This window comes from Streptomyces sp. NBC_00012 (assembly GCF_045040875.1).
GTDB lineage: Bacteria > Actinomycetota > Actinomycetes > Streptomycetales > Streptomycetaceae > Streptomyces.
The window spans coordinates 3,117,022-3,137,296 of sequence record NZ_CP108309.1; the positions used below are offsets into that span (position 1 = coordinate 3,117,022).

At 71.9% G+C, this 20,275-nt stretch carries 20 protein-coding genes; 7 read left to right on the plus strand and 13 right to left on the minus strand.

The features are described from left to right. Nucleotides 1-364: 364 nt before the first annotated feature. The 8 genes from OHA19_RS14150 to OHA19_RS14185 form a co-directional block, all read right to left on the minus strand. Nucleotides 365-2,218: a DUF3492 domain-containing protein gene (locus OHA19_RS14150; RefSeq protein WP_405721837.1), complete on the minus strand. Its 1,854-nt coding sequence runs from the start codon at nt 2,216-2,218 to the stop codon at nt 365-367. Between the two features lie 190 nt (nt 2,219-2,408). Further along, nucleotides 2,409-3,992 carry a dipeptide ABC transporter ATP-binding protein gene (locus OHA19_RS14155; RefSeq protein ID WP_405716452.1) on the minus strand — a complete coding sequence of 528 codons (1,584 nt, stop codon included), beginning with the start codon at nt 3,990-3,992 and terminating at the stop codon, nt 2,409-2,411. Continuing rightward, nucleotides 3,989-4,978: an ABC transporter permease gene (locus OHA19_RS14160; protein WP_405716451.1), complete on the minus strand. Its 990-nt coding sequence runs from the start codon at nt 4,976-4,978 to the stop codon at nt 3,989-3,991. The genes OHA19_RS14155 and OHA19_RS14160 overlap by 4 nt, the downstream gene beginning before the upstream one ends. Beyond that, nucleotides 4,975-5,958, minus strand: coding sequence for an ABC transporter permease (locus OHA19_RS14165; RefSeq protein ID WP_405750389.1), 984 nt, complete (start codon nt 5,956-5,958; stop codon nt 4,975-4,977). The genes OHA19_RS14160 and OHA19_RS14165 overlap by 4 nt, the downstream gene beginning before the upstream one ends. Nucleotides 5,959-5,960: 2 nt before the next feature. Further along, complete coding sequence (locus OHA19_RS14170; protein ID WP_405716449.1) at nt 5,961-7,685, minus strand: ABC transporter substrate-binding protein; 1,725 nt, start codon at nt 7,683-7,685, stop codon at nt 5,961-5,963. A gap of 225 nt (nt 7,686-7,910) precedes the next feature. Beyond that, a complete protein-coding gene (locus OHA19_RS14175; RefSeq protein WP_323138501.1) occupies nt 7,911-8,006 on the minus strand; it encodes an Ms4533A family Cys-rich leader peptide in 96 nt (31 codons plus the stop codon). Nucleotides 8,007-8,174: 168 nt separating this feature from the next. Then, complete coding sequence (locus OHA19_RS14180; RefSeq protein WP_405716448.1) at nt 8,175-9,506, minus strand: DUF3152 domain-containing protein; 1,332 nt, start codon at nt 9,504-9,506, stop codon at nt 8,175-8,177. Nucleotides 9,507-9,514: 8 nt separating this feature from the next. Then, a complete protein-coding gene (locus OHA19_RS14185) occupies nt 9,515-10,480 on the minus strand; it encodes an alpha/beta hydrolase (protein ID WP_405716447.1) in 966 nt (321 codons plus the stop codon). 109 nt (nt 10,481-10,589) lie between these two features. On the opposite strand from OHA19_RS14185, the gene OHA19_RS14190 reads away from it, so the two are divergent. From OHA19_RS14190 to OHA19_RS14205, 4 genes are all read left to right on the plus strand, one after another. Beyond that, a complete protein-coding gene (locus OHA19_RS14190) occupies nt 10,590-10,805 on the plus strand; it encodes a hypothetical protein (protein WP_405716446.1) in 216 nt (71 codons plus the stop codon). A gap of 168 nt (nt 10,806-10,973) precedes the next feature. Continuing rightward, the gene (locus OHA19_RS14195; protein ID WP_018105511.1) at nt 10,974-11,615 is read left to right on the plus strand and encodes a TetR/AcrR family transcriptional regulator; all 642 of its coding nucleotides are present in this window, start codon (nt 10,974-10,976) and stop codon (nt 11,613-11,615) included. Between the two features lie 141 nt (nt 11,616-11,756). Next, nucleotides 11,757-11,984 carry a DUF3107 domain-containing protein gene (locus OHA19_RS14200; protein WP_164495152.1) on the plus strand — a complete coding sequence of 76 codons (228 nt, stop codon included), beginning with the start codon at nt 11,757-11,759 and terminating at the stop codon, nt 11,982-11,984. Between the two features lie 177 nt (nt 11,985-12,161). Continuing rightward, complete coding sequence (locus OHA19_RS14205; protein WP_405716445.1) at nt 12,162-12,431, plus strand: hypothetical protein; 270 nt, start codon at nt 12,162-12,164, stop codon at nt 12,429-12,431. Nucleotides 12,432-12,464: 33 nt separating this feature from the next. On the opposite strand, the gene OHA19_RS14210 is transcribed toward OHA19_RS14205, so the two are convergent. Then, the gene (locus tag OHA19_RS14210; protein WP_405716444.1) at nt 12,465-13,199 is read right to left on the minus strand and encodes a ferritin-like fold-containing protein; all 735 of its coding nucleotides are present in this window, start codon (nt 13,197-13,199) and stop codon (nt 12,465-12,467) included. A 484-nt stretch (nt 13,200-13,683) separates the two neighbouring features. On the opposite strand from OHA19_RS14210, the gene OHA19_RS14215 reads away from it, so the two are divergent. Both OHA19_RS14215 and OHA19_RS14220 read left to right on the plus strand, forming a co-directional pair. Further along, nucleotides 13,684-15,522: a DEAD/DEAH box helicase gene (locus OHA19_RS14215; RefSeq protein WP_405716443.1), complete on the plus strand. Its 1,839-nt coding sequence runs from the start codon at nt 13,684-13,686 to the stop codon at nt 15,520-15,522. Nucleotides 15,523-15,633: 111 nt separating this feature from the next. Beyond that, nucleotides 15,634-16,479 (plus strand): alpha/beta fold hydrolase, encoded by an 846-nt coding sequence (locus tag OHA19_RS14220; protein ID WP_405716442.1) that lies wholly within the window; start codon nt 15,634-15,636, stop codon nt 16,477-16,479. Between the two features lie 26 nt (nt 16,480-16,505). Here OHA19_RS14220 and OHA19_RS14225 read toward each other — a convergent pair whose 3' ends face one another. After that, entirely contained in the window at nt 16,506-17,393 is an 888-nt protein-coding gene (locus tag OHA19_RS14225) for an NYN domain-containing protein (RefSeq protein ID WP_405716441.1), read from the minus strand. Between the two features lie 209 nt (nt 17,394-17,602). On the opposite strand from OHA19_RS14225, the gene OHA19_RS14230 reads away from it, so the two are divergent. Continuing rightward, entirely contained in the window at nt 17,603-17,755 is a 153-nt protein-coding gene (locus OHA19_RS14230; RefSeq protein WP_266729866.1) for a hypothetical protein, read from the plus strand. A gap of 77 nt (nt 17,756-17,832) precedes the next feature. Here the strand turns inward: OHA19_RS14230 and OHA19_RS14235 are convergent, their stop codons facing one another. The 3 genes from OHA19_RS14235 to OHA19_RS14245 form a co-directional block, all read right to left on the minus strand. Next, nucleotides 17,833-18,438, minus strand: coding sequence for a MarC family protein (locus OHA19_RS14235; protein ID WP_124716542.1), 606 nt, complete (start codon nt 18,436-18,438; stop codon nt 17,833-17,835). A gap of 152 nt (nt 18,439-18,590) precedes the next feature. Further along, complete coding sequence (locus OHA19_RS14240) at nt 18,591-19,457, minus strand: PHP domain-containing protein (protein WP_405750391.1); 867 nt, start codon at nt 19,455-19,457, stop codon at nt 18,591-18,593. 98 nt (nt 19,458-19,555) lie between these two features. Continuing rightward, on the minus strand, nt 19,556-20,194 hold the full coding sequence (locus OHA19_RS14245; RefSeq protein WP_405716439.1) for a DUF6758 family protein: 639 nt from the start codon (nt 20,192-20,194) through the stop codon (nt 19,556-19,558). Nucleotides 20,195-20,275 lie beyond the last annotated feature (81 nt).

Here is a 20,275-nt window from a genome sequence, read left to right on the forward strand (position 1 = left end):
AGGGGTCTCAGAAGCCGCGGGGGTCTCCGCAAGCACCGCAGGCTCGAAAGGCACCGCTAGCCCGGAAGGCGCCGCAGGCACCGCAGGCCCCACGGGCACGCCCGCCCCCGCCGGACCCGCCGCCCCCACCGGACCCGATTCCGGCTCCGGATCCCCGGCGGCATCCCCGGCCGTGTCCCGGGCCGCGAGCGGCCCGGAGACCAGGGCGCGGGAGCGGAGGTCCCAGCTTCCGCCGGTGGCCGGTGCGGCGGGTGCGTCGGACACCTCGGTCGGGCGGCCCATGGTGGTTCCTCCGTGATCGTCGCCGGCCGCGCCGGCCCGCTCCGGTCCGCCGAGTCCCGGCCCGGCCGGCTCCTGCCCCTGTTCACGCATCGCCGCCACCCGCTCCCCGCGCCCCCGCGCAGACGGCCCGGGGCCCGGCGGCGGCCCAGCTGGGCGTGCGGCCCGCCGGGTTGGCGCCCGAGACCGTCCACGGACCCGGGACACGCGCCTCCGGCGGGGTGGCGAACGGACGCGGTTCGCCGTCGGTGTCCACCGTCTCGGCCTCCCGGCGCACCGGGGCGTGCGAGATCAGCTCCAGGTAGATGCCGCGGAATGCCGCGAGGTTCTGTTCGACGGTGAAGAGTTCGAGCGCGCGGGCGCGCGCCGCCGCTCCGAGCCGTGCACGGCGCTCGGGGTCCCGCAGCAGCGCGAGACAGGCGTCGGCCAGCGCCCTGGGGTTGCGCGGGGGCACCACGAGCCCGGTGCCGCCGATGACCTCGACGACCGCGCCGACATCCGTCGACACCGTGGCCCGGCCGCAGAACATCGCCTCGACGAGACCGGCCGGAAAGCCCTCCATCACACTCGACAGGACGACGACCCCGCCCGCCGCGTAGGCGTCCGTCACCTCGGGCACCTCGGCCCCGCCGATCTCCTCGAAGGAGACCGGGTTGTCGCCGACGGCATGCGCGTCCGTGGCCTCGTCGGGGAACAGCTGGGCGGCGAGCGCCCGGCAGTGCGCGAGATAGGTCGCGCCCTCCGCACCCCCCGCGCCCTCCGCGCCCTCCGCGCCCCCTGCCGGAGCGCCGATGATCCGCAGCCGGGCATCCGGCTCGGCCTTCCGTACCTCCGCGAAGGCGTGCAGCAGCGCGATCAGGTCCTTGGCGGGCTCGATCCGGCCGACCCAGACCAGGGTGTCGTCGGGGCCGCTGTCACCGCTCTCCCCCAGCGCCGTGAATCGGTCGGACTCCATGCCGGGGTGGACGGTCCGCAGCTTCTCCCGCTCGGCGCCGCACCGCTCCTGCCAGCGGCGGGCGTGGGTGTCGCCCGGGGTGAGGATCGCGGCCTGCCGGTACACCTCGGTGGCCAGCCGCCCGTGGAAGTTGGCGAGCAGGGCGCGCACCGGCGCGTACAGCGCGCTGCCGGTCGCCGCGAGGTAGTGCGCCCGCAGTTGCACGCCGTGCTCGGTGACCAGCAGCGGCACCCCGAAAAAGCGTTTGGCCAGCAGCCCCGGCAGCGCGGCGGCGCCGCCGGACGTCGCGTGACAGAGGTCGACCGCGCCGAGGCTCTCCTCGTCGTACCAGTCGAGCGAGAGCGGGCGGAGCAACCGGTCGAGCTCCCGGGCGAAGGCGAGGAGGTCGGGGACGGCGGCGGTCTGGACGGTGCGTCCGGTACCCGGGGCGCGGCAGGCCGCTTCGAGTACCCGCACGGCGGCCTCGGAGCGGAGGGCTGCGGTGAGTCCGCCGTGCTCGCGGGCCAGTTCGGCGAGTCCGTACAGGCCGTCCGTGAACCGCTCGTCCGCCGCGGCGGCGCTCGTACGCCCGTCACCGTCCGGTTCACCGGAAACCGCGCCCCCGGCCGCCGCATCGTCCTCGCCGCCGGCCGGCCCCGCCGCGCAGACCGAGGCCGCGAGATCCGCGAAGTGTGCCGTGAAGCGCCGCCGTTCGCGCCGTCCGTACGGGCGGGCGCCGCCGCCCGTCACCATCCGGGCGAGCAGCCCCTTGGAGGGCCGGGCGCCCCGTACGTCCTCGTCGGGCGTCCAGAGCGATGCCGTCCGCACCCGGCCGACCTGCGTCGGGAGCGGGACCCAGCCCCGCTCCTCCTGTTCGGCGGAGCGGCTGAGCGCGAAGAGATCGAACTCGTGCTGCGCGAGCCCGCGCACCAGACGGTCGCACCAGAGTCCGGACTCACCGTTGGCATACGGGTAACCACCGTCGGTGACGAGTCCGATCCGCACGAGCACACCCCCGATCTCCCTTGTGGGCGGCCGCCGTTGGAACGGCGGCTCACAGCGGGACGACCGTAAGCGGATACGCCGGTGGCGCGACGGACGGTTGTCCGTCGCACCACCGAAAGGGGTGAACCGTCGTAACTTTCCCGCCCCCGTGGCGTTCTGTCGCGCTATGGGAGCGAGCTGTCACTCAGGGTCAGGCAGCGGCCAGTTCCTTGCGGGCCGCGCGGCGCACCGCCGCGAGCGCCGGATCGAGCGCGGGAACGGCCGCCAGCAGCTGCTTGGTGTACGGGTCCCGGGGGTCCCCGTACACCTTGTCCACCGCGCCCTCCTCGACGATCCGGCCCTGCCGCATGACGGCGACCCGGTCGCTGACCTGCCGTACGACGGCGAGGTCGTGCGCGATGAAGACCAGGGCGAGTCCCAGTTCCCGCTGGAGTTCCGCGAGCAGGGCGGTCACCTGTGCCTGGGTCGTCACGTCGAGCGCGGAGACCGCCTCGTCGCAGACGATCAGCTCCGGCTCGGCGGCCAGCGCCCGTGCGATCCCGACGCGCTGGCGCTGCCCGCCGCTGAACTCGTGGGGATAGCGGTCGTAGCTGTCCGGGTCGAGCCCGACCCGGGTCAGCAGGTCCCGCACCCGTGCCCTGATCGCCGTCTCGTCGCGCTGCCCGGAGGCCCGCAGCGGGTCGGCGACCGACTCGCCGACCGAGCGGCGCGGGTTGAGGGAGGAGACGGGGTCCTGGAAGACCATCTGCACCCGGGCATCGCGGGTGAGCCGCCCCGAGGTGGGCTCCAGCAGTCCGACGAGCATCCGCCCGAGGGTGGTCTTGCCGCTGCCGCTCTCCCCGACGATGCCGAGGGTCTCGCCGCGCCGGACGGTGAGGGAGACCCCGTCGACGGCGGCGAGCGCGCTCTTCCCCCTGCCGAACACCTGCCGGACGCCGTCGGCTTCGACGAGCGGGGCCCCCGCGTCGTCCGCCGGCTTCGCGCCCGAAGGGACCCGCGGCTCCGCCACCCGCGGCACCGCCGCCAGCAGCGCCCGGGTGTACGGCTCGCGCGGCGCCACGAGCACCTCGCCCACCGGCCCCCGTTCCACCGCCCGGCCCGACTGCATGACCAGTACCTCGTCGACCGACTCCGCCGCCACGCCCACGTCGTGCGTGACCAGGAGCAGCCCCATGCCCGTCTCACGGCGCAGGTCGTGGAGCAGGTCCAGGATCTGGGCCTGGACGGTGACGTCGAGGGCGGTCGTCGGCTCGTCGGCGATGAGCAGCTGGGGCTCGCAGGCCAGGGCCATCGCGATCAGCGCCCGCTGCCGCATCCCGCCGGAGAACTCGTGCGGCCGGGACCGGGAGCGCCGTGCCGCGTCGGGGATCCCGACCCGGTCCAGCACCTCCACCGCCCGCGCCCGCGCCGCCCGGCGGGAAGCCCGGTTGTGCACCCGGTACACCTCGGCGATCTGGTCGCCCACCGCGTAGTACGGGTCCAGCGAGGACAGCGGGTCCTGGAAGACCATCGCGGCCTTCGCGCCCCGCAGGGCCCGGAGTTCCGCGTCGTCCGCGCCCGTCACGTCCACCCCGGCGACCCGGATAGAGCCGCCGACCTTCGCGCCGGTCCCCCGGTGCAGTCCGAGCAGGGCGTACGCCGAGGCGCTCTTGCCGGAGCCGGACTCGCCGACCACACCGAGGGCTCCGCCGGCCTCCAGCGAGAACGACAGCCCGTCCACCGCCCGCACGTCACCGAACGAGATCGAGAGATCCGAGACTTCGACCAGGCTCATGCCAGTACCACCCGTCGGTCGGCCATCGCCTGGAGAATGTCCGCGACGGCATTGGCGAGGACCACGAAGAATCCGGTGACGAGCACCAGACCGACGACCACCGGAAGGTCCACGTGCTTCACGGCGTCGACCAGTTCACGGCCGACCCCCGGAATCCCGAAGAGCGATTCGGTCAGGACTGCGCCGCCGAACATCGAGCCGATGTCGAGTGCGCCGAGCGCGATCACCGGCGCCAGCGCACCGCGCAGCGCGTGCCGCCCCACGAGCGCCCGTTCGCCGACCCCGTACGCCCTGAAGGTGCGCACATGGTCCTCGGCCAGGGTCTCCATCATCGAGGCCCGGGTCATCCGGGCGTACGGGGCCGCGGACACCAGGGCCAGCGAGATCCAGGGCAGCAGCAGGTTCCAGGCCCACTGCTCCGGGTCCTCGGTGAGCGGTACGTAGTCCGGGAACGGCAGGATCTGCAGCGCCGTGACCAGGATGATGATCAGCAGCAGTCCGATGACGAAGACCGGGGTCGCCATGCCCGCCAGGGTGATCCAGGTCAGGATGCGCTCGGTGGGCCGGCCGCGCCGCCACACCGAGAGCAGTCCGGTGCCGACGCCGAGCAGCATCCACAGCACGAAGGCGCCGACAGCGAGCGAGGCGGTGGCCGGGAGCTTGGCCAGGATCAGCTCGGTGACCTGCTGGTCGCTCTGGTAAGAGAGCCCCAGGCAGGGCGCCTGGCAGTGCAGCACGCCGGTACCGGTCGAGTAGTCACGGCCGGCGAAGATCCCCTGGAGGAAGTGCGCGTACTGCAGGTACAGCGGGTCGCCCAGGTGCAGTTGTTCGCTGACCTGCGCCACCTGCGCGGGCGAGCAGCGCGGACCGCAGGCGATCTGCGCGACGTTGCCGGGGGCGACGTAGAAGGCGGCGTAGACGACGACGCTGAGGGCGAGCAGCACGAAGACCGCCCCGCCGAGGCGTCTGAGCAGGAACCACTTCACGCGTCGGCCTCCTTCTTCCGTCCGGTGCCGATCCGCAGCCGGGACTCGGCGCGCGGGTCGAGCGCGGTGCGTACGCCCTCGCCGAGAACGGTCAGCGCCAGCACCGTGACGAAGAGCAGCAGGGCGGGGATCAGCAGATAGGTGGGCGCCGCCTGGTACCAGGTGTCGGCGTCGCTGAGCATCTGCCCCCAGGACGGCGTGGGCGGCTTGATGCCCACGCCGAGGAAGGACAGGGCCGCCTCGACGACGATGTTCGACGGGAAGAGCAGCACCGCGTAGGTGATGACGGGTGCGGCCAGCGCGGGCAGCAGTTCGCGCCTGGCGATCTGCCAGGAGCCCCAGCCGCTGAGCCGGGCGGCGGCGACGTGGTCGCGCGATTTCAGCGAGAGCGTCTGGGCGCGCACGATCTTCGAGGTCCCGGACCAGCCGACCAGGCCGATGATCACGGCGATCAGGACCGGGCGGGGGAAGCTCGCGGGTACGACGGCGAGCGCGCCGAGCGCGATCACCATGACGGGCAGCGCGACCACGACGTCGGTGACCCGGCTGAGCGCCTGGTCGACGAAGCGGTTGCCGAGCCCGGCGGCGAGCCCGATGCCGACCCCGATGATCACCTGGAGCAGGGTGGCGGCGAGCGCGACGCCCAGCGAGACGCGTGCGCCGTACACGACGCGGGCGAACAGGTCGCGTCCGGTGAGCGGTTCGACGCCGAGCCAGTGCTCGGCGCTGATCCCGCCGAAGGAGCCGACCGGCACCCCGCCGGTGGCGGAGTCGACGAGGTCGGGGTGGTACGTGGTGGGGTCCTGGCCCTCGATGCCCGCGAGCAGCGGTGCGGCGAGCGCGGCCAGGACCAGCAGGGCGACGATCGCGGCCGCCACGAGGGCCGCGCGCCGGGCGCGCAGCCGCCGCCAGAACGGATTGGCCCCGGAGGCGGGGACCTTCGCGGCCCCCGCCTCCTCGACCGGAATTGCTTCTGTCATGACTACTTGACCGCGACCTGCGAGATGTCGAGCACGCCGGTCCAGTCGCTGATCACGACGTTCTTGACGGCCTCGCCGTACAGGCGCTTGTAGACCGGGTGGAACAGCGGCACGGTCAGCGCCTGCTCACCGACCTTCTTGTCGAGCGCGCCCCAGCGCTTCGCGGCGGCGCCCAGGTCGGTCAGCTTGTTGATCTCGTCGATCTCCTTGTTGACCGCGGGGTCGTTCAGCTGGCCGGAGTTGAAGTTGTAGCCGGACCTGACGATCTGGCGCCCGTCGAAGATCGGCGCGAAGAACGGGCCGCCGGACGGCCAGTCGGCGCCCCAGCCGCCGAGGAAGAAGCCGGGCTCGCTCTTCACGTTGTAGACCGTGTCGGAGTAGTCGTTGGACTCCAGGCCCTGGAGCTTGACGGTGATTCCGGCCTTCTTCAGCGCCTCCTGGAGCGCGGTGGCGATCTCCGGGCTGGTCGCGAAGTCCTTGTCGTTGGAGTGCGTGAGGGTGACGGTCAGCCCCTTGGGGTAGCCGGCCTCCTTCAGCAGCTCCTTGGCCTTGGCCGCGTTGCCGTTCTTCCCGGCCGGGAAGTGGTCGTACGGCGTGTAGCCGAAGGCCGCCTGGTCGGGCAGGAAGGTGGTGGCGGGCTCGGCGAGCGAGGAGCCGCCGGCCGCGTTGACCACGGAGGAGCGGTCGACGGCGTACGAGATCGCCTGACGCACCTTCGGGTTGTCGAACGGCTTCACCTTCGGGTTGAAGGCGATGTAGTTGGTGTAGCCGAAGTGGCCGGTGCCGACCCGGTCGGCGAGCTTCTTGTCGCCGGTGACCTTGGCGAGCTCGGCCGGGCCCAGGTTTGTGTCGGTGGTGACGGCGGCGGCGTCGGCGCCCTGCGAGGCGGACAGCCGCTGGTTGATGACGGCGGAGTCGAGCCCGGAGCGCACGTCGATCCGGTCGGGGTACGCCTTGCGCTCCTCGTCGGTCGACGCCGACCAGTGCGGGTTGCGCTCCAGGATCAGGCGCTCGCCGTCACCCTCGTTCTTGACGACCTTGTACGGGCCCGAGGAGATCGGGTGCTCCTCGTACTTGGTGCCCTTGTCCTTGGCCTCGGGCACCGGGGTGGTCTGGGTCTGGGTGGCCAGGAAGGGGAATTCACCCTCCGGCTTGTTGAGGTGGAAGACGATCGTCTTCGCGTCGGGCGTCTCGATCGAGTCGAGGCCCTTCTTGTCCTTGTACGGGCCCTGGTAGTCGGCGCCGCCGATCAGCCAGTCGCGCAGGTAGGGCGCGCCGCCGGAGAGCTCGGCGGCGAAGGAGCGCTCGATGCCGTACTTGATGTCGGCACTGGTGATCGCGGTGCCGTCCTCGTACTTCAGGCCGTCCTTGAGGGTGTACGTCCACACGGTGGCGTTCTTGCTGGGCGTGCCCAGGTCGGTCGCGAGGTCGGGGACGACCTTCGCGCCGGCGGCGCCGTCCTCCCGGTTGCGGGTGGTGAGCGTGCGGAAGACCAGGGACGGGACGTTGCCGCCGCCGGAGGTGTAGAGCCGCGCGGGGTCGAAGTCCTCCTGCGGCTTGCTGTTGAGGACGGTGAGCGTGCCGCCCTTCTGCGGCTTGCCCGCCGCGCCGGAGCCGCTGTCACCGCCCTTGTTGTCCTTGGGCCCGCAGGCCGCGGCACCCGCCGCCACGACGAGTACTGCGGTGGCCGCGGCCACGCGGCGCGATATGACGGACGGTTGACGCATCGGAAGATGACCTCTCGGGTGTACTGCCTGGACAAAACAGGGCGGAAGGGTCCGCGCAGGCAGCGACGAGAGCGAGTGCACACAGCCGGTCGGCGGCTGGAGGGGCCGACCGGGAACAACGAGCTGCCGCGCCTGCGGAGGAAATGCGCCCGGCGCGGCGGTCATGCGTGGCGGCCCGGCCCGTTCAGGGCTCGGACGGCGGGCGGACGCGCGCTCGGGCAGGCGTCAGCAACAGTCGATGTCGGCGACACTGTGCCCGGTCACACCGATGAGCGCCAGCTCTATGACTGCGCGATCGGGGAGGACGGGGCCGTGTGACATGCCGAGAAATATGGATCACCGCCCAGGGGATGTCAACGCGAATTGAGACAGCGATCTCACCATGTGGACCGAGTATGGGCATGCGTACGCCTGTTCCGTACGCGACCACGGGGCCCGGCACGCCGAAGGGGTGGGCCCGCCCCACTGGCGGACCCACCCCTTCCCGGATCAACTGGGCGGATACACCCAGGCGTTGGGACGGCACTTGATCCCGTCGATGTTCAGCGACTTGGTCTGCTGCTGCATCACCGGAGCGAGGGCTCCGGCCGTGCCGCAACTCACATGGTTGTGGCCCAGCCGGTGACCGACCTCATGGTTGATCAGCATCTGGCGGTAGGCGAAGAGTTTGTCCGGGCCGAAGGTCGACGACCCCTGTGCCCAGCGGTAGGCGTTGATCATCACGCGCTCGGTCGCCGCGGAGTCGCAACTGACGTTGTCCTCCATCGTGTCCAGACCGGACTTCTTGCACCATTCACCGGTGGTCCCCGGGCTGGCCAGGGTGATCACGAAATCGGGATCCTCGGTGACCCGCTCGAACGTCATCGCCCCGCCGTGCGCCCAGCTGCGGTCGTCGTTGAGCGTCTCCTGGACGGCCTTGGCGAAGAGCGCGGAGTCGAGTCCGAGGCCCTTCTCGACATCGATCCGGTAGCGATACTTGTGCCCCCGGCCCGGGGCCTTCGCCGTCCCGGGAATCGTCTCGAACTTTCCGGACGCCTTCAGTTCCGGCGCGAGCGGATAGGCCTTGGCCATCTTCTGCGCGTACGAGAGCGGCTTGACCCGCACCGGCGTCGGGGTCGCCCGGTTGTCGGAGCGGGAGGTGCCGTCGGGACCGTCCCGGTCGACGCCCGCGGGCTGCGCGGCGGTGGTCCCACCCCCGTCGTCCTGGGCGACCTGCCCGGCCACGACCACCGCGAGCACGGTGGTCACGGCGGCGGCCGCGATCCCGGTGAAGGTGCGCCCCTTGGCGCCCTTGCCTTCCTTGCTCTCCTTGCCGGGCGCCGGATCGTCGGTGCCGCCGGGCGGCCTCTCGTCCCACTCGCCGACCGAGGCGTACGGATCGGCGGGGCGGGCCGGCGGGACGGAGGGCCCGCGAGGTGCGGGCGCAGCGGGCGGTGCGTCGAACGCATCGACGAACTCGCGCCGCGGTCCCGGTATGAGCGGCCGGGTGCCGGTCTGCGGCTGCTGCCGGGGCGCCGTCTGCGGCCGGGCCGGCGCCTGCCGCCCCGCGGTCCGGTGGTCCTCGGCCCGGAACCGGGGCTGGGGCCCGGTCCCCCAGCCGCCCCCGGGTTCGCGCTGCTCGGGGTGGCCGCCGCGGACGTGTCCGGTCTGCTGGAGCGGGGAGTGCCCGTCGGGGCCGGACGGCGCGTCGGCCGCCCTTCGCCGCCGGCCGGTGCCGGGGCCCGGCGGGCGGACGCCCTCGCGGTCGCCGCCCGCGGCCGCGGCGGCGGCCTCGCTGTCGGACCCTGGGGGTTTGGGGCCCTTTCGGCTATGTCGTCCCACGCCCCGGATCAGCTCCCGCCGCGTTCGTCGAGCAGTTCCCGGAAGGCCTGGGCGACCACCTCCGGGTACTCCATCATCGCCACGTGCCCCGCGTCGGGCAGCGTCAGCAGCCGTGAATCGCGGAAGGCCGCGGCCGCCCTGCGCGCCATCCGGTACGAGACGAGCTGGTCCCGTCCGCCGTAAACGAGCTGGGTCGGTGCGAGCACCCGCTCGGCCTGGCGCCACAGTCCGTGCTGACCGCCGAGCGTGTACGCATCGACAATGCCACGTGCCGAGCGCGCCATCGCATCCCAGAAGTACGGCAGCTCCATCCGGCGCTCCATTTCGGCCACCGCCGCGCGGAAGCCCGCCTCGGAGACGCGCGCCGGATCGCCGTAACAGAGTGCGGTCACCCCACGGGTACGGTCCTCCGCCGACCAGTCGCTGGTCAGCCGGGCGAACAGACCGGCCACACCGGGCACCGCGAGCAGCCCCGTCGGCAGCGCCGACCGCTGCACCCGGATCTCGGGGAGCGCGGGCGAGACGAGGGTGAGGGTGCGCACCAGGTCGGGACGGACCGCGGCGACCCGGGTGGCCACGGCACCGCCGAGCGAATTGCCGAACAGGTGCACCGGCCCGCGCTCCCCGGCGTCGAGGAACCGGATCACGGCGCGGGCGTGCCCGGTGACCGAGTAGTTCCCGTCGTCCGGCGGCGGCGAGTCACCGAAGCCGGGCAGGTCGACGGCCTCGCCGTCCACCACGTCCTGGAGCAGCGGCATCAGCGCCGACCAGTTCTGCGAGGAGCCGCCGAGCCCGTGCACGTAGAGCGCGGGCGGCAGCCCGGTCCGCTCCGGCGGCCGGGAGCGGACACTCAGCGTCAGCCCGGGCAGCGCGACGGAGCGCAGCTCCTCCCCCTCCGCAACCCGGGCGGTGCCCACCGCGGGCGATACCGCGGCGGCGACGGCACGGACTCCCGGCAGCTCGGTCGAAGACATGCGGCAATGTTACGAGACGATCACACCTCGATTCATGTGTTCGCGGTCACAGACCGCGTAGCGGCCCGCGGGGGTAGCTCCTAGGCTCGAAGCAAGGAAGGGAGTCACCATGACGGTCGACCCCAGCGACCCTGAGACCTTCGAGGACATCCAGCCCGACGAACCGGACCAGGAGACGCCCCGGGCGGACGCCGCCGAGCAGCGGGCCGATCTCCAGCAGCGGAGCGACGAGCCGCTCACGGAGATCGACCGGGACGGCGCCAACGAGGCGGATGCCGCGGAACAGGCCCGCGTCGTCGCACAGGATGAGGACGAATACCGCTGATACAACCTGATTTGTTCCGGTGGCCGAGGAATCTGTGGCTACCGCAGCCGTCCGGTCCATGAAATTCTGCGTCCGCGCCGCGCGTACCCGGGTTACCCAAAAGTACGATGGCTGCACGGCGCAGCGTGCACGGAAAAGCTGTGTCCGATCACAATTTTGGGAGGCGGCGTGACAGCCATCGAGCAGACCGAGGCGGCGCGCCCGCGAGGCACTCGCCTGCCTCGCCGCGCCCGACGCAATCAGCTGCTGGGCGCCGCGCAGGAAGTCTTTGTGGCGCAGGGCTACCACTCCGCCGCGATGGACGACATCGCCGAGCGGGCCGGGGTCAGCAAGCCGGTGCTCTACCAGCACTTCCCGGGCAAGCTGGAGCTCTATCTGGCCCTTCTCGACCAGCACTGCGAATCGCTTCTCCAGGCGGTCCGTACGGCACTGGCGTCGACCACCGACAACAAGCTGCGGGTCGCCGCGACGATGGACGCGTACTTCGCGTACGTCGAGGACGAGGGCGGCGCCTTCCGGCTGGTCTTCGAGTCCGACCTGACCAATGAGCCGGCGGTGCGCGAGCGCGTCGACCGGGTCTCGTTGCAGTGCGCGGAGGCGATCTCCGACGTCATCGCCGGTGACACGGGGCTGTCCAAGGACGAGTCGATGCTGCTCGCGGTCGGCCTGGGCGGTGTCTCCCAGGTGGTCGCCCGCTACTGGCTCTCCAGCCGGTCGGCCATTCCGCGCGACACCGCGGTCCAGCTGCTCACGTCGCTGGCCTGGCGGGGTATCGCGGGCTTCCCGCTGCACGGCATCGATCAGCACTGATGCGGGCCGCCCGGCGCGGCCGCGCCCGTGTTCGCTGCGGGCGTTGCCCGCCGACCACTGGCGGCTCCCCTCAGCGGGCTAGTGTGTGCTGCGTACGGCGCGGCTCACCGCGCAGGGACTGACCGTCGGAGGGACATAGCCGTGGAGGTCAAGATCGGGGTGCAGCACACGCCCCGGGAGATCGTTCTGGAGAGCGGACTTTCCGCCGAAGAGGTCGAGAGCGCGGTCGCCGAGGCTCTCACCGGTAAGGCGCAGCTGCTCAGCCTCACGGACGAGAAGGGCCGCAAGGTCCTGGTGCCGGCCGACCGGATCGCTTACGTGGAGATCGGCGAGCCCAGCACGCGTCGCGTGGGGTTCGGCGCGCTGTAGTCCAGCACGCCCTCAGCAGTGACCGTGGCAGCGGCCCGGCGGGATTCCCGCCGGGCCGCTGCCCGTTCCGGCGTTGACTGTGTGAAGCCTGTGCCGAGGAGGGTTGCGTTCCGCGACCCCCGGGTAGGACCGCTAACGACCGATTTACCCGCCCCGCAACTCGCGAGGTGATCATCTGTGATCCTGGAACCACTCGGCTCCGTCGTGCTCGGACTCGCCCTCGCCTGGATGGCGCTCCGCTCCCTGCCGGACCGGCTCCCGTCCCGCCGTGCCGTGCTCGCCACCGGCGCCCTGGGAGCCCTGTTCGGCGTGTATCTCATGCACTCGGTGCTGGGTCCGGGCCATGTCGTGGCCACGCTGGTCGGCTCGGCACTGATCGGGGCCGTGACGCTCTCGCTGCTGATCCGGCCACGGAGCCGGCATCTGAGCCGATCAGCGGCGGCCTGAGGCCGGCCCGGCGGGCCGGCCCCGATGATCCGGTTACGCGGCCAGTCCCAGCGCCGCCATCCGCTTGGTGTGCGCCTCGGTGATCCGCGAGAACATCCGGCCGACCTCCGCCAGGTCGAAGCCGTCCGCCACGCCGCCGACGAGCATCGTCGACAGTGCGTCGCGGTCGGCCACCACCCGCTGCGCCTGGGAGAGCGCCTCGCCCATCAGCCGGCGCGCCCAGAGCGCGAGCCGGCCGCCGACGCGCGGGTCCGCCTCGATCGCGGCGCGCACCTTCTCGACGGCGAAGTTCCCGTGCCCGGTGTCGTCGAGCACGGCGAGCACGAGGGAGCGGGTGTCCGTGTCGAGGCGGACCGCGACCTCCCGGTAGAAGTCACTGGCGATCGAGTCGCCGACGTAAGCCTTGACCAGGCCCTCCAGCCAGTCCGACGGCGCGGTCTGGCGGTGGAAGTCGTCGAGCGCCTTGGCGAAGGGTTCCATCGCGCCGGTCGGCTCCACGTCGATCGCGGTCAGCCGGTCGGTGAGCCGCTCGAAGTGATGGAATTCGGCGGAGGCCATCTTTGCCAGCTCCGCCTTGTCGGCCAGCGTCGGCGCGAGTTTGGCGTCCTCGGCGAGCCGCTCGAAGGCCGCCAGCTCCCCGTACGCGAGTGCTCCCAGCAGGTCCACGACCGCTGCCCGGTACTGCGGCTCCGCGGACGCGGTGGCCCAGTCCTGGGCGGCGATTCCGGTGGGTCCGGAGGTTTCAGTGGCGTTGTCAGGCGTCTCCATGAAGCGCAGAATAGCCCGCCCGGCGGGGGGCGGAAGGGCCTGGCCGGCCAGTGACATCACACCGTTCCGATGAATTCGCCCAACACACATGCGCAAATCCGGGGTACAGTGGTATTGCGCCTACTGAGTATTTTGGATGTACCGGTGGCGTGAAAAGGTGAAAACGAATGAGGATGCCCGGTCGGTGGCCCGATCGGCTCCGACCCGACAGCCCTCCACGCGGGGCGTACGACACGTACGACCGCAGATGAGGGGCCCCCTCAGCGGCACGAGCGCTCGAGCGACGGCAGTGGTCCCGCGCCACCCGGCCCATCCACGGCCGGATGACCAACCCCGGTACGGTACGACCCCCCAGCGTTCGCCTCGGGCCGCGTCTCACAGAAGAGGCAGCACCCTGACTACGTTTCGTGAACTCGGGATTCTTCCCGAGACGGCCGAGGCCCTTGAGGCCGTCGGCATTGTGTCCCCGTTCCCCATCCAGGAGATGACGCTTCCCGTCGCGCTCTCCGGCTCCGATGTCATCGGCCAGGCCAAGACCGGCACCGGCAAGACCCTCGGTTTCGGTCTGCCGCTGCTGGAGCGCGTCACCGTCCCCGCGGACGTCGAGGCCGGCCGGGCCGCGCCCGAGGAGCTGACCGAGGCGCCGCAGGCGCTCGTCGTCGTCCCCACCCGTGAGCTCTGCCAGCAGGTGACCAACGACCTGCTGACCGCAGGCAAGGTGCGCAACGTCCGCGTTCTCGCGATCTACGGCGGCCGTGCGTACGAGCCGCAGGTCGAGGCCCTGAAGAAGGGCGTCGATGTGATCGTCGGCACCCCGGGCCGCCTGCTCGACCTGGCCGGACAGCGCAAGCTCGACCTCTCGCACGTCCGGGCGCTGGTGCTCGACGAGGCCGACGAGATGCTCGACCTGGGCTTCCTGCCCGACGTCGAGAAGATCATCACCATGCTTCCGGCGAAGCGTCAGACGATGCTGTTCTCGGCGACGATGCCGGGCGCCGTCATCGGCCTCGCGCGCCGCTACATGTCGCAGCCGACGCACATCCGCGCCACCTCGCCCGACGATGAGGGCGCGACCGTCGCGAACATCTCGCAGCACGTCTTCCGGGCCCACTCGATGGACAAGCCGGAGATGGTCTCCCGCATCCTGCAGGCCAACGGCCGCGGGCTCGCGATGATCTTCTGCCGTACCAAGCGCACGGCGGCCGACATCGCCGAGCAGCTGGAGAAGCGCGGCTTCGCCTCCGGCGCGGTCCACGGCGACCTCGGCCAGGGTGCCCGCGAGCAGGCGCTGCGCGCGTTCCGCAACGGCAAGGTGGACGTGCTCGTCTGCACCGACGTCGCGGCGCGCGGTATCGATGTCGAGGGTGTGACCCACGTCATCAACTATCAGTCGCCGGAGGACGAGAAGACGTACCTGCACCGCGTCGGCCGGACCGGCCGCGCGGGTGCCAAGGGCATCGCGGTCACGCTGGTCGACTGGGACGACATCCCGCGCTGGCAGCTGATCAACAAGGCGCTCGACCTGAAGTTCAACGACCCGGTCGAGACCTACTCCACCTCGCCGCACCTCTTCGAGGAGCTCGACATCCCGGCCGGCACCAAGGGTGTCCTGCCGCGCGCCGAGCGGACCCGGGCGGGTCTGCGGGCCGAGGAGATCGAGGACCTCGGCGAGACGGGCGGCCGCGGCCGCAAGTCCGCCGCTGCCTCGGCGCCCGCCGTCCGCGAGGAGCGCGCGCCGCGCACGCCGCGTCAGCGACGTCGCACCCGGGGCGGCTCCGCCGTCTCCGACGCGGCGACCGCCGCCGCGGTGCCGGCCCCGTCCGCCGAGGCCGCCGACGCCCCGGTGGAGCCGCGTACTCCGCGCCGCCGTCGCCGCACCCGTGTCGGTGCCGCGGAGGCCGCCGCCGAGGCCGTGGTGAGCACGGTGGAGGCCGTGGTCGAGGTCGTGGTGGAGCCGAAGACGGCCGAGGCCGAGCCCGTGGCCGAGACCAAGCCCCGCCGTCGCCGCGCCCGTGTGGTCAAGCCGGCCGAGGACGAGGTCGACTTCCAGATCGCCCCGGTCTCCGAGCCGGTGGCCGCGACGAGGACGGTGACCAAGCCGCGCCGTCGCGCCCGTGTGGTCAAGCCCGCCGAGGACGAGGTCGACTTCCAGATCGCCCCGATCTCCGAGCCCGCCCCGGAGACCAAGCCGCGCCGCCGCACCCGTGCGGCCGCCAAGCCGAAGTCGGAGACCGTGGCCGAGGCCCCGGCCGCCGAGGAGGGCGAGGCGAAGCCGCGCAGGCGCCGGGCGCCGCGCGCGGCCGCCGCCAAGACCGAAGGCTGAGCAGCAGCAGCCGACCGACGCCGGACGGGCCCGAGGACATCCTCGGGCCCGTCCGGCGTTCTCGGACCTCCGGCGCTGCCCATGGGCCGTGCCGCGGCATAACCTCGTCCCATGAGCCGGCCGCACACCTTCACCCCGCCCCCCTGCGCCCACGCCCACCAGCTGCACACCTCACGCGGCGACTTCGCCGTGCTGGACGCCTCGCCGCCCGGCACCGCCCGCGGCACCGCCCTCCTGCTGCCCGGCTACATGGGCAGCAAGGAGGACTTCATGGCGCTCCTGGAACCGCTCTCGTCCGCCGGGTACCGGATCGTCGCCGTGGACGGCCGCGGACAGTACGAGAGCGACGGGACGGACCGTCAGGAGGATTACGCGCAGGGCGAGTTGGCCCGCGACGTGCTCGCGCAGGCCACCGCGCTCGGCGGCGGGGGCGCCGTGCACCTGCTGGGGCACTCGCTCGGCGGGCAGATCGCCCGCGCCGCCATGCTGCTCGACGCCTCGCCGTTCCGTTCGCTGACGCTCATGTCGTCGGGGCCCGCCGAGGTCGTCGAGGCCCAGCAGCTCAAGGTGAAGGTGCTCAGCGACGCGCTCGCGACGATGAGCATGGCCCGGGTGTGGGAGGCGATTCGCGCCCTCGACCCGCCGGAGGAAACGGCGACGGAGAACGGCGAGGCGCTGCGCCGGCGCTGGCTGCGCCACCGACCCGCCCAGCTGATCGCCACCGGCCGCCAACTGGCGACCGAGCCGGACCGGGTCGCCGAACTCGCCGCCGTACCGCTGCCGGTGCATGTGCTCTCCGGCGAGCGCGACGACACCTGGCCGGTGCCGCTGCTCGACGGGATGGCACAGCGGCTCGGCGCGCACCGCACCCGGATCGCGGGGGCCGAGCACTCCCCCAACACGGACCGCCCGGAGCGGACCGCGGCCGCGCTCGCCGCGTTCTGGGACAGCCTGTAGACGGGGCGAGGCGGGGCCGCGGCGGCTCAGTACTGCGACTGGAGGTGCTGCCAGAAACCGTCGCGCAGGGCCCGCCGCAGATGTGCGTGGCCGCGCAGCGAGTGCTGGAGCAGCCGTTCGGCCTCGACCAGCAGGTCCTGGTCGACGGAGCCCGGCAGGTAGGGGTGGCCGGGCAGCAGGTCGGCGAGGGACTCGCGGCCCCGGGCGGCCAGCCAGGCCGCGGCGATCTGCGCGCCGACGAAACGGACGTCGTCGCGCGCGGGCGCGGGGGTGTCGTCCTCGTACGTGGTGACGGGGCGTCTGGTGACGTACGGACGGCAGAAGTCCAGGTCGAAGGTGCGCTGGCTGTCGACCTCCCAGAGCAGCGGTTCGGCCTGGTTGCGCCCCTCCCCCGCCTCGATGCCCCACAGGTGCACCCGGGCCCCGTACCCCTGCGCCGCCTCCACCGCGGAGACCAGGTCCTCGTCACCGCCGACCAGGGCGGCGTCGCTGATGGCGCGGTGCCGGGCGAGCGATTCGAGGTCGGTGCGGATGAGTGAGTCGACGCCCTTCTGCTGGTTGTTGGCGTTGAGGTTGCCGAGCCGGACCTTGACGTCGGGGAGTTCGGCGATGGACTGCTGCTCGACGGTGTGGATGCGCCGCCTGGCTCCGTCGTACCAGTACACGCGCAGCAGCCTGCTGTCCGCGAAGATCGTCCGGGCCTTGTCGATGAAGGCCTCGATCAGTCCTTCCGCGTCGAGGTCGAAGGAGCGTCGGTCCTCGGTGCCGGTGACGAGCAGCCCGGCCGCGGCGTACACATAGCCCGCGTCCACGAAGATCGCGTGGGTCGAGGGGGTCTTCGACACCTCGGCGAGCACACGCTGGAGCAGCTCGTTGGTGCGGTCCAGGCGCTCGCGGATCTCTGCCTCGTTCATTCGGGCCTCGTCGCCCGCGCATGGTCGGTGACCTGCTGATACTTAGACATCCAAAAAATTTCCTTAGCGTAGGGAATGTTTGCAGGGGACAAGCCGTTGTACACCTCGTGGAGCACAGGACGGAGATGTCCGGTGCTCTCATCCTTGCGGACGGGACACCCGTCCTCCCAGTAGTTCTCCAGCAGGAGGATCAGACGAAGGGAAGCCCTATGCGCTTCGAGATCATGCGACTCGACGATGTCGACGGTACCGCCGTGGACAGCACCGTCGTGGACGCCGCCTCCGTCAACCGGATCGTGCAGCAGGCCGCAGCCGTGGGCCAGCGCATCTACATCCGCCCGGCCGAAACCTCGGCTTCGTAACGCCTGACGACGCTCAAAGACGAAGCGCCCCCGTACGGAAGGTCCGTACGGGGGCGCTGTGGCGTCGAGGAGAGCCGTCAGGCGTTCTGGATGACCTGGGTGACACCGTTGATGATCTGCTGCACGGCGATGGCGGAGAGCATCATTCCGGCGAGCCTGGTCACCAGCACGACGCCACCGTCCTTGATGACCCGGATGATCAGCAGCGAGTACCGCATGGTCAGCCAGAGCACGATGTGCATGGCGACGATCGCCGACCAGACCGAGATCTGGCTGCCCACGCTGTCGGCGTGCTGCACCGCCAGGATCACCGACACGATCGCACCGGGCCCGGCGAGCAGCGGCATGCCCAGCGGCACGAGCGCCACGTTGACGTCCTTGGTCTGCGTCGGCTCGTCGGTCTTGCCGGTGAGCAGATCGAGTGCGATCAGCAGCAGGAGCAGTCCGCCCGCGATCATCAGGGCGGGTACGGAGACATGCAGATAGTCGAGGATCTGCTGGCCGAGCACACCGAAGACGGCGATCACGCCGAAGGCGACGGCGACCGCCTGCAACGCCATCCTGCGCTGCATCTTGGCGGGGCGGCCCGCGGTGAGCGCGAGGAAGATCGGGGTGATCCCAGGGGGATCCATAATCACAAAAAGCGTGAGAAAAAGGGATCCGAAGACAGCGACGTCGAACACAGTGAGCCTTGCGAGAAGAGAGAAGAGAAACGGCCTGAAGGAGCGCACCCCGAAGCCATGACGGCGGCCCGACGGCCGGGTGCGCGGAAGTGGAACGTGAAGGGACGGCGGTACGTGAAGGGGTCCGTGCTCCGGCCCCGGCGCGTGCGTCGTTACGCGGGGCCCAGCCCGCCAGCTCCCGGCACCGGGAAGGCTCCCGTGGCGCGCCGGGTGATCTCGCCGTAGATCTCGGGGTCAGTGGTGTACTCACCGAGCCCGACGGTCTTGCGGCTGCCGTGGTAGTCGCTGGACCCCGTCGTCAGCAGCCCCAGATCGCGGGCGAGCCCGCGCAGTCCGGCCCGGGTCGCCTCGTCGTGGTCCATGTGATCGACCTCGATGCCGTCGAGCCCGGCGGCGGCGAGCCGCGCGATCGAGGACTCCGGCACCACCTCGCCGCGCTTGACGGCCGCCGGGTGGGCGAAGACGGTGACGCCTCCGGCGGCCTTGACCAGCCGGATCGCGTCGAAGGGGTCGAGCTCGTGCTTCTCGGCGTAGGCCCGTCCGCCGTCCGCGAGCCATTCGGGCGTGAAGGCGTCGGAGACGGTCTTGACGACGCCGAGCTCGACGAGCGCGGTGGCGACGTGCGGCCTGCCGACCGATCCGTCCCCGGCGATCCTGGCGACCTGCTCCCACTCGACGGGCACGCCGAGCTCCTGGAGCTTGCGCACCATGGTCCGGGCGCGGGGCACCCGGTCGTCACGGACCAGTTCGCGCTCGCGGGCCAGCTCGGGCTCCTCGGGGTCGAAGAGGTACGCCAGCATGTGCACGCCCACGCCGTCGAGCCGGCAGGAGAGCTCGGCGCCGGTGACGAGGGTGAGCCCCTCGGGAAGGGCGGCGGCCGCCGCGGCGTGGCCGCGCAGGGTGTCGTGGTCTGTGAGCGCGACGACGTCCAGGCCCGCGGCGGCGGCATTCGCCACCAGCTGAGCGGGGGTGTCCGTGCCGTCCGAGGCGGTGGAGTGGGTGTGCAGGTCGATGCGCACGACGCGTACTCCAGTGCTCGGGGCGGGACAAGGGGACGTTCTAGGATAACCGCCGTTCGAGCGGCGCCCGGCCGGGCGCGGGGGCCCGGCAGCGGCCCTCAGCGGAGCAGGCGCGGAGTGAGCGCCCCGCAGGGTACGAGCTCCATCTCGCCCCCGGCCTCGCGCAGATCGGCGAGCACCAGCTCGTCGTACATCAGCAGCCCCGACTGCTCGGGCCAGACGATCGCCCAGAGCCAGAGCCCGCGCGCCTCGCCCGCGAAGACCGCCCGGTCCGCGGGGGCGCCCTTGACGTTCCAGAGCGGGGTGGGGCGTCCGGCGGCGAGCATCTTCACGTCCGGCGCCCCCCCGACGTCCAGATGCGGGCCGGGGTCGGGGCCGTCGATCCCGGCGTAGCGGGCGCCCAGTCCGACGCCGAGCTCCTCGGTGACGAGCAGCAGTTCGCCGACACCGCCGACCGGGCCGGGACCGGAGCAGGCGACGGCGGTGGCCCGGCCTCCGCTGCGGTCGTCACCCGCGCTCGCCACACCGGTGAACAGCCAGCCCACCGGGAGCGGCCAGGGCATCCACACCGGGACCTGGGCCCGGCGCACCACCACTCCCAGCGCTTCGACGCTGGGCGGGACGACCGGCTGGAGCGGTTGCACACTGCCGTGCACGCCACACTGCCAGGTGTCGGCGAACAGACCGGGCGCCCTGACCCGGCCTCCGCACTTCGGGCAACTGGGTTCGCCCCTCATAGCGACCAACGGTCCTCCAGGACCGCCGCCGCGTCAAGCAAGATCACCCGTCCGCAGCGTGGCTCCACCTGCGGAAATAGA

Coding starts and splice junctions, on each gene's coding strand:
- OHA19_RS14155 (WP_405716452.1), bottom strand. CDS start 3,992: ATGAGCCTGGTCGAAGTCTCGGATCTCTCGATCTCGTTCGGTGACGTG.
- OHA19_RS14165 (WP_405750389.1), bottom strand. CDS start 5,958: ATGACAGAAGCAATTCCGGTCGAGGAGGCGGGGGCCGCGAAGGTCCCC.
- OHA19_RS14170 (WP_405716449.1), bottom strand. CDS start 7,685: ATGCGTCAACCGTCCGTCATATCGCGCCGCGTGGCCGCGGCCACCGCA.
- OHA19_RS14175 (WP_323138501.1), bottom strand. CDS start 8,006: ATGTCACACGGCCCCGTCCTCCCCGATCGCGCAGTCATAGAGCTGGCG.
- OHA19_RS14185 (WP_405716447.1), bottom strand. CDS start 10,480: ATGTCTTCGACCGAGCTGCCGGGAGTCCGTGCCGTCGCCGCCGCGGTA.
- OHA19_RS14190 (WP_405716446.1), top strand. CDS start 10,590: ATGACGGTCGACCCCAGCGACCCTGAGACCTTCGAGGACATCCAGCCC.
- OHA19_RS14210 (WP_405716444.1), bottom strand. CDS start 13,199: ATGGAGACGCCTGACAACGCCACTGAAACCTCCGGACCCACCGGAATC.
- OHA19_RS14215 (WP_405716443.1), top strand. CDS start 13,684: ATGACGCTTCCCGTCGCGCTCTCCGGCTCCGATGTCATCGGCCAGGCC.
- OHA19_RS14220 (WP_405716442.1), top strand. CDS start 15,634: ATGAGCCGGCCGCACACCTTCACCCCGCCCCCCTGCGCCCACGCCCAC.
- OHA19_RS14225 (WP_405716441.1), bottom strand. CDS start 17,393: ATGAACGAGGCAGAGATCCGCGAGCGCCTGGACCGCACCAACGAGCTG.
- OHA19_RS14230 (WP_266729866.1), top strand. CDS start 17,603: ATGCGCTTCGAGATCATGCGACTCGACGATGTCGACGGTACCGCCGTG.
- OHA19_RS14245 (WP_405716439.1), bottom strand. CDS start 20,194: ATGAGGGGCGAACCCAGTTGCCCGAAGTGCGGAGGCCGGGTCAGGGCG.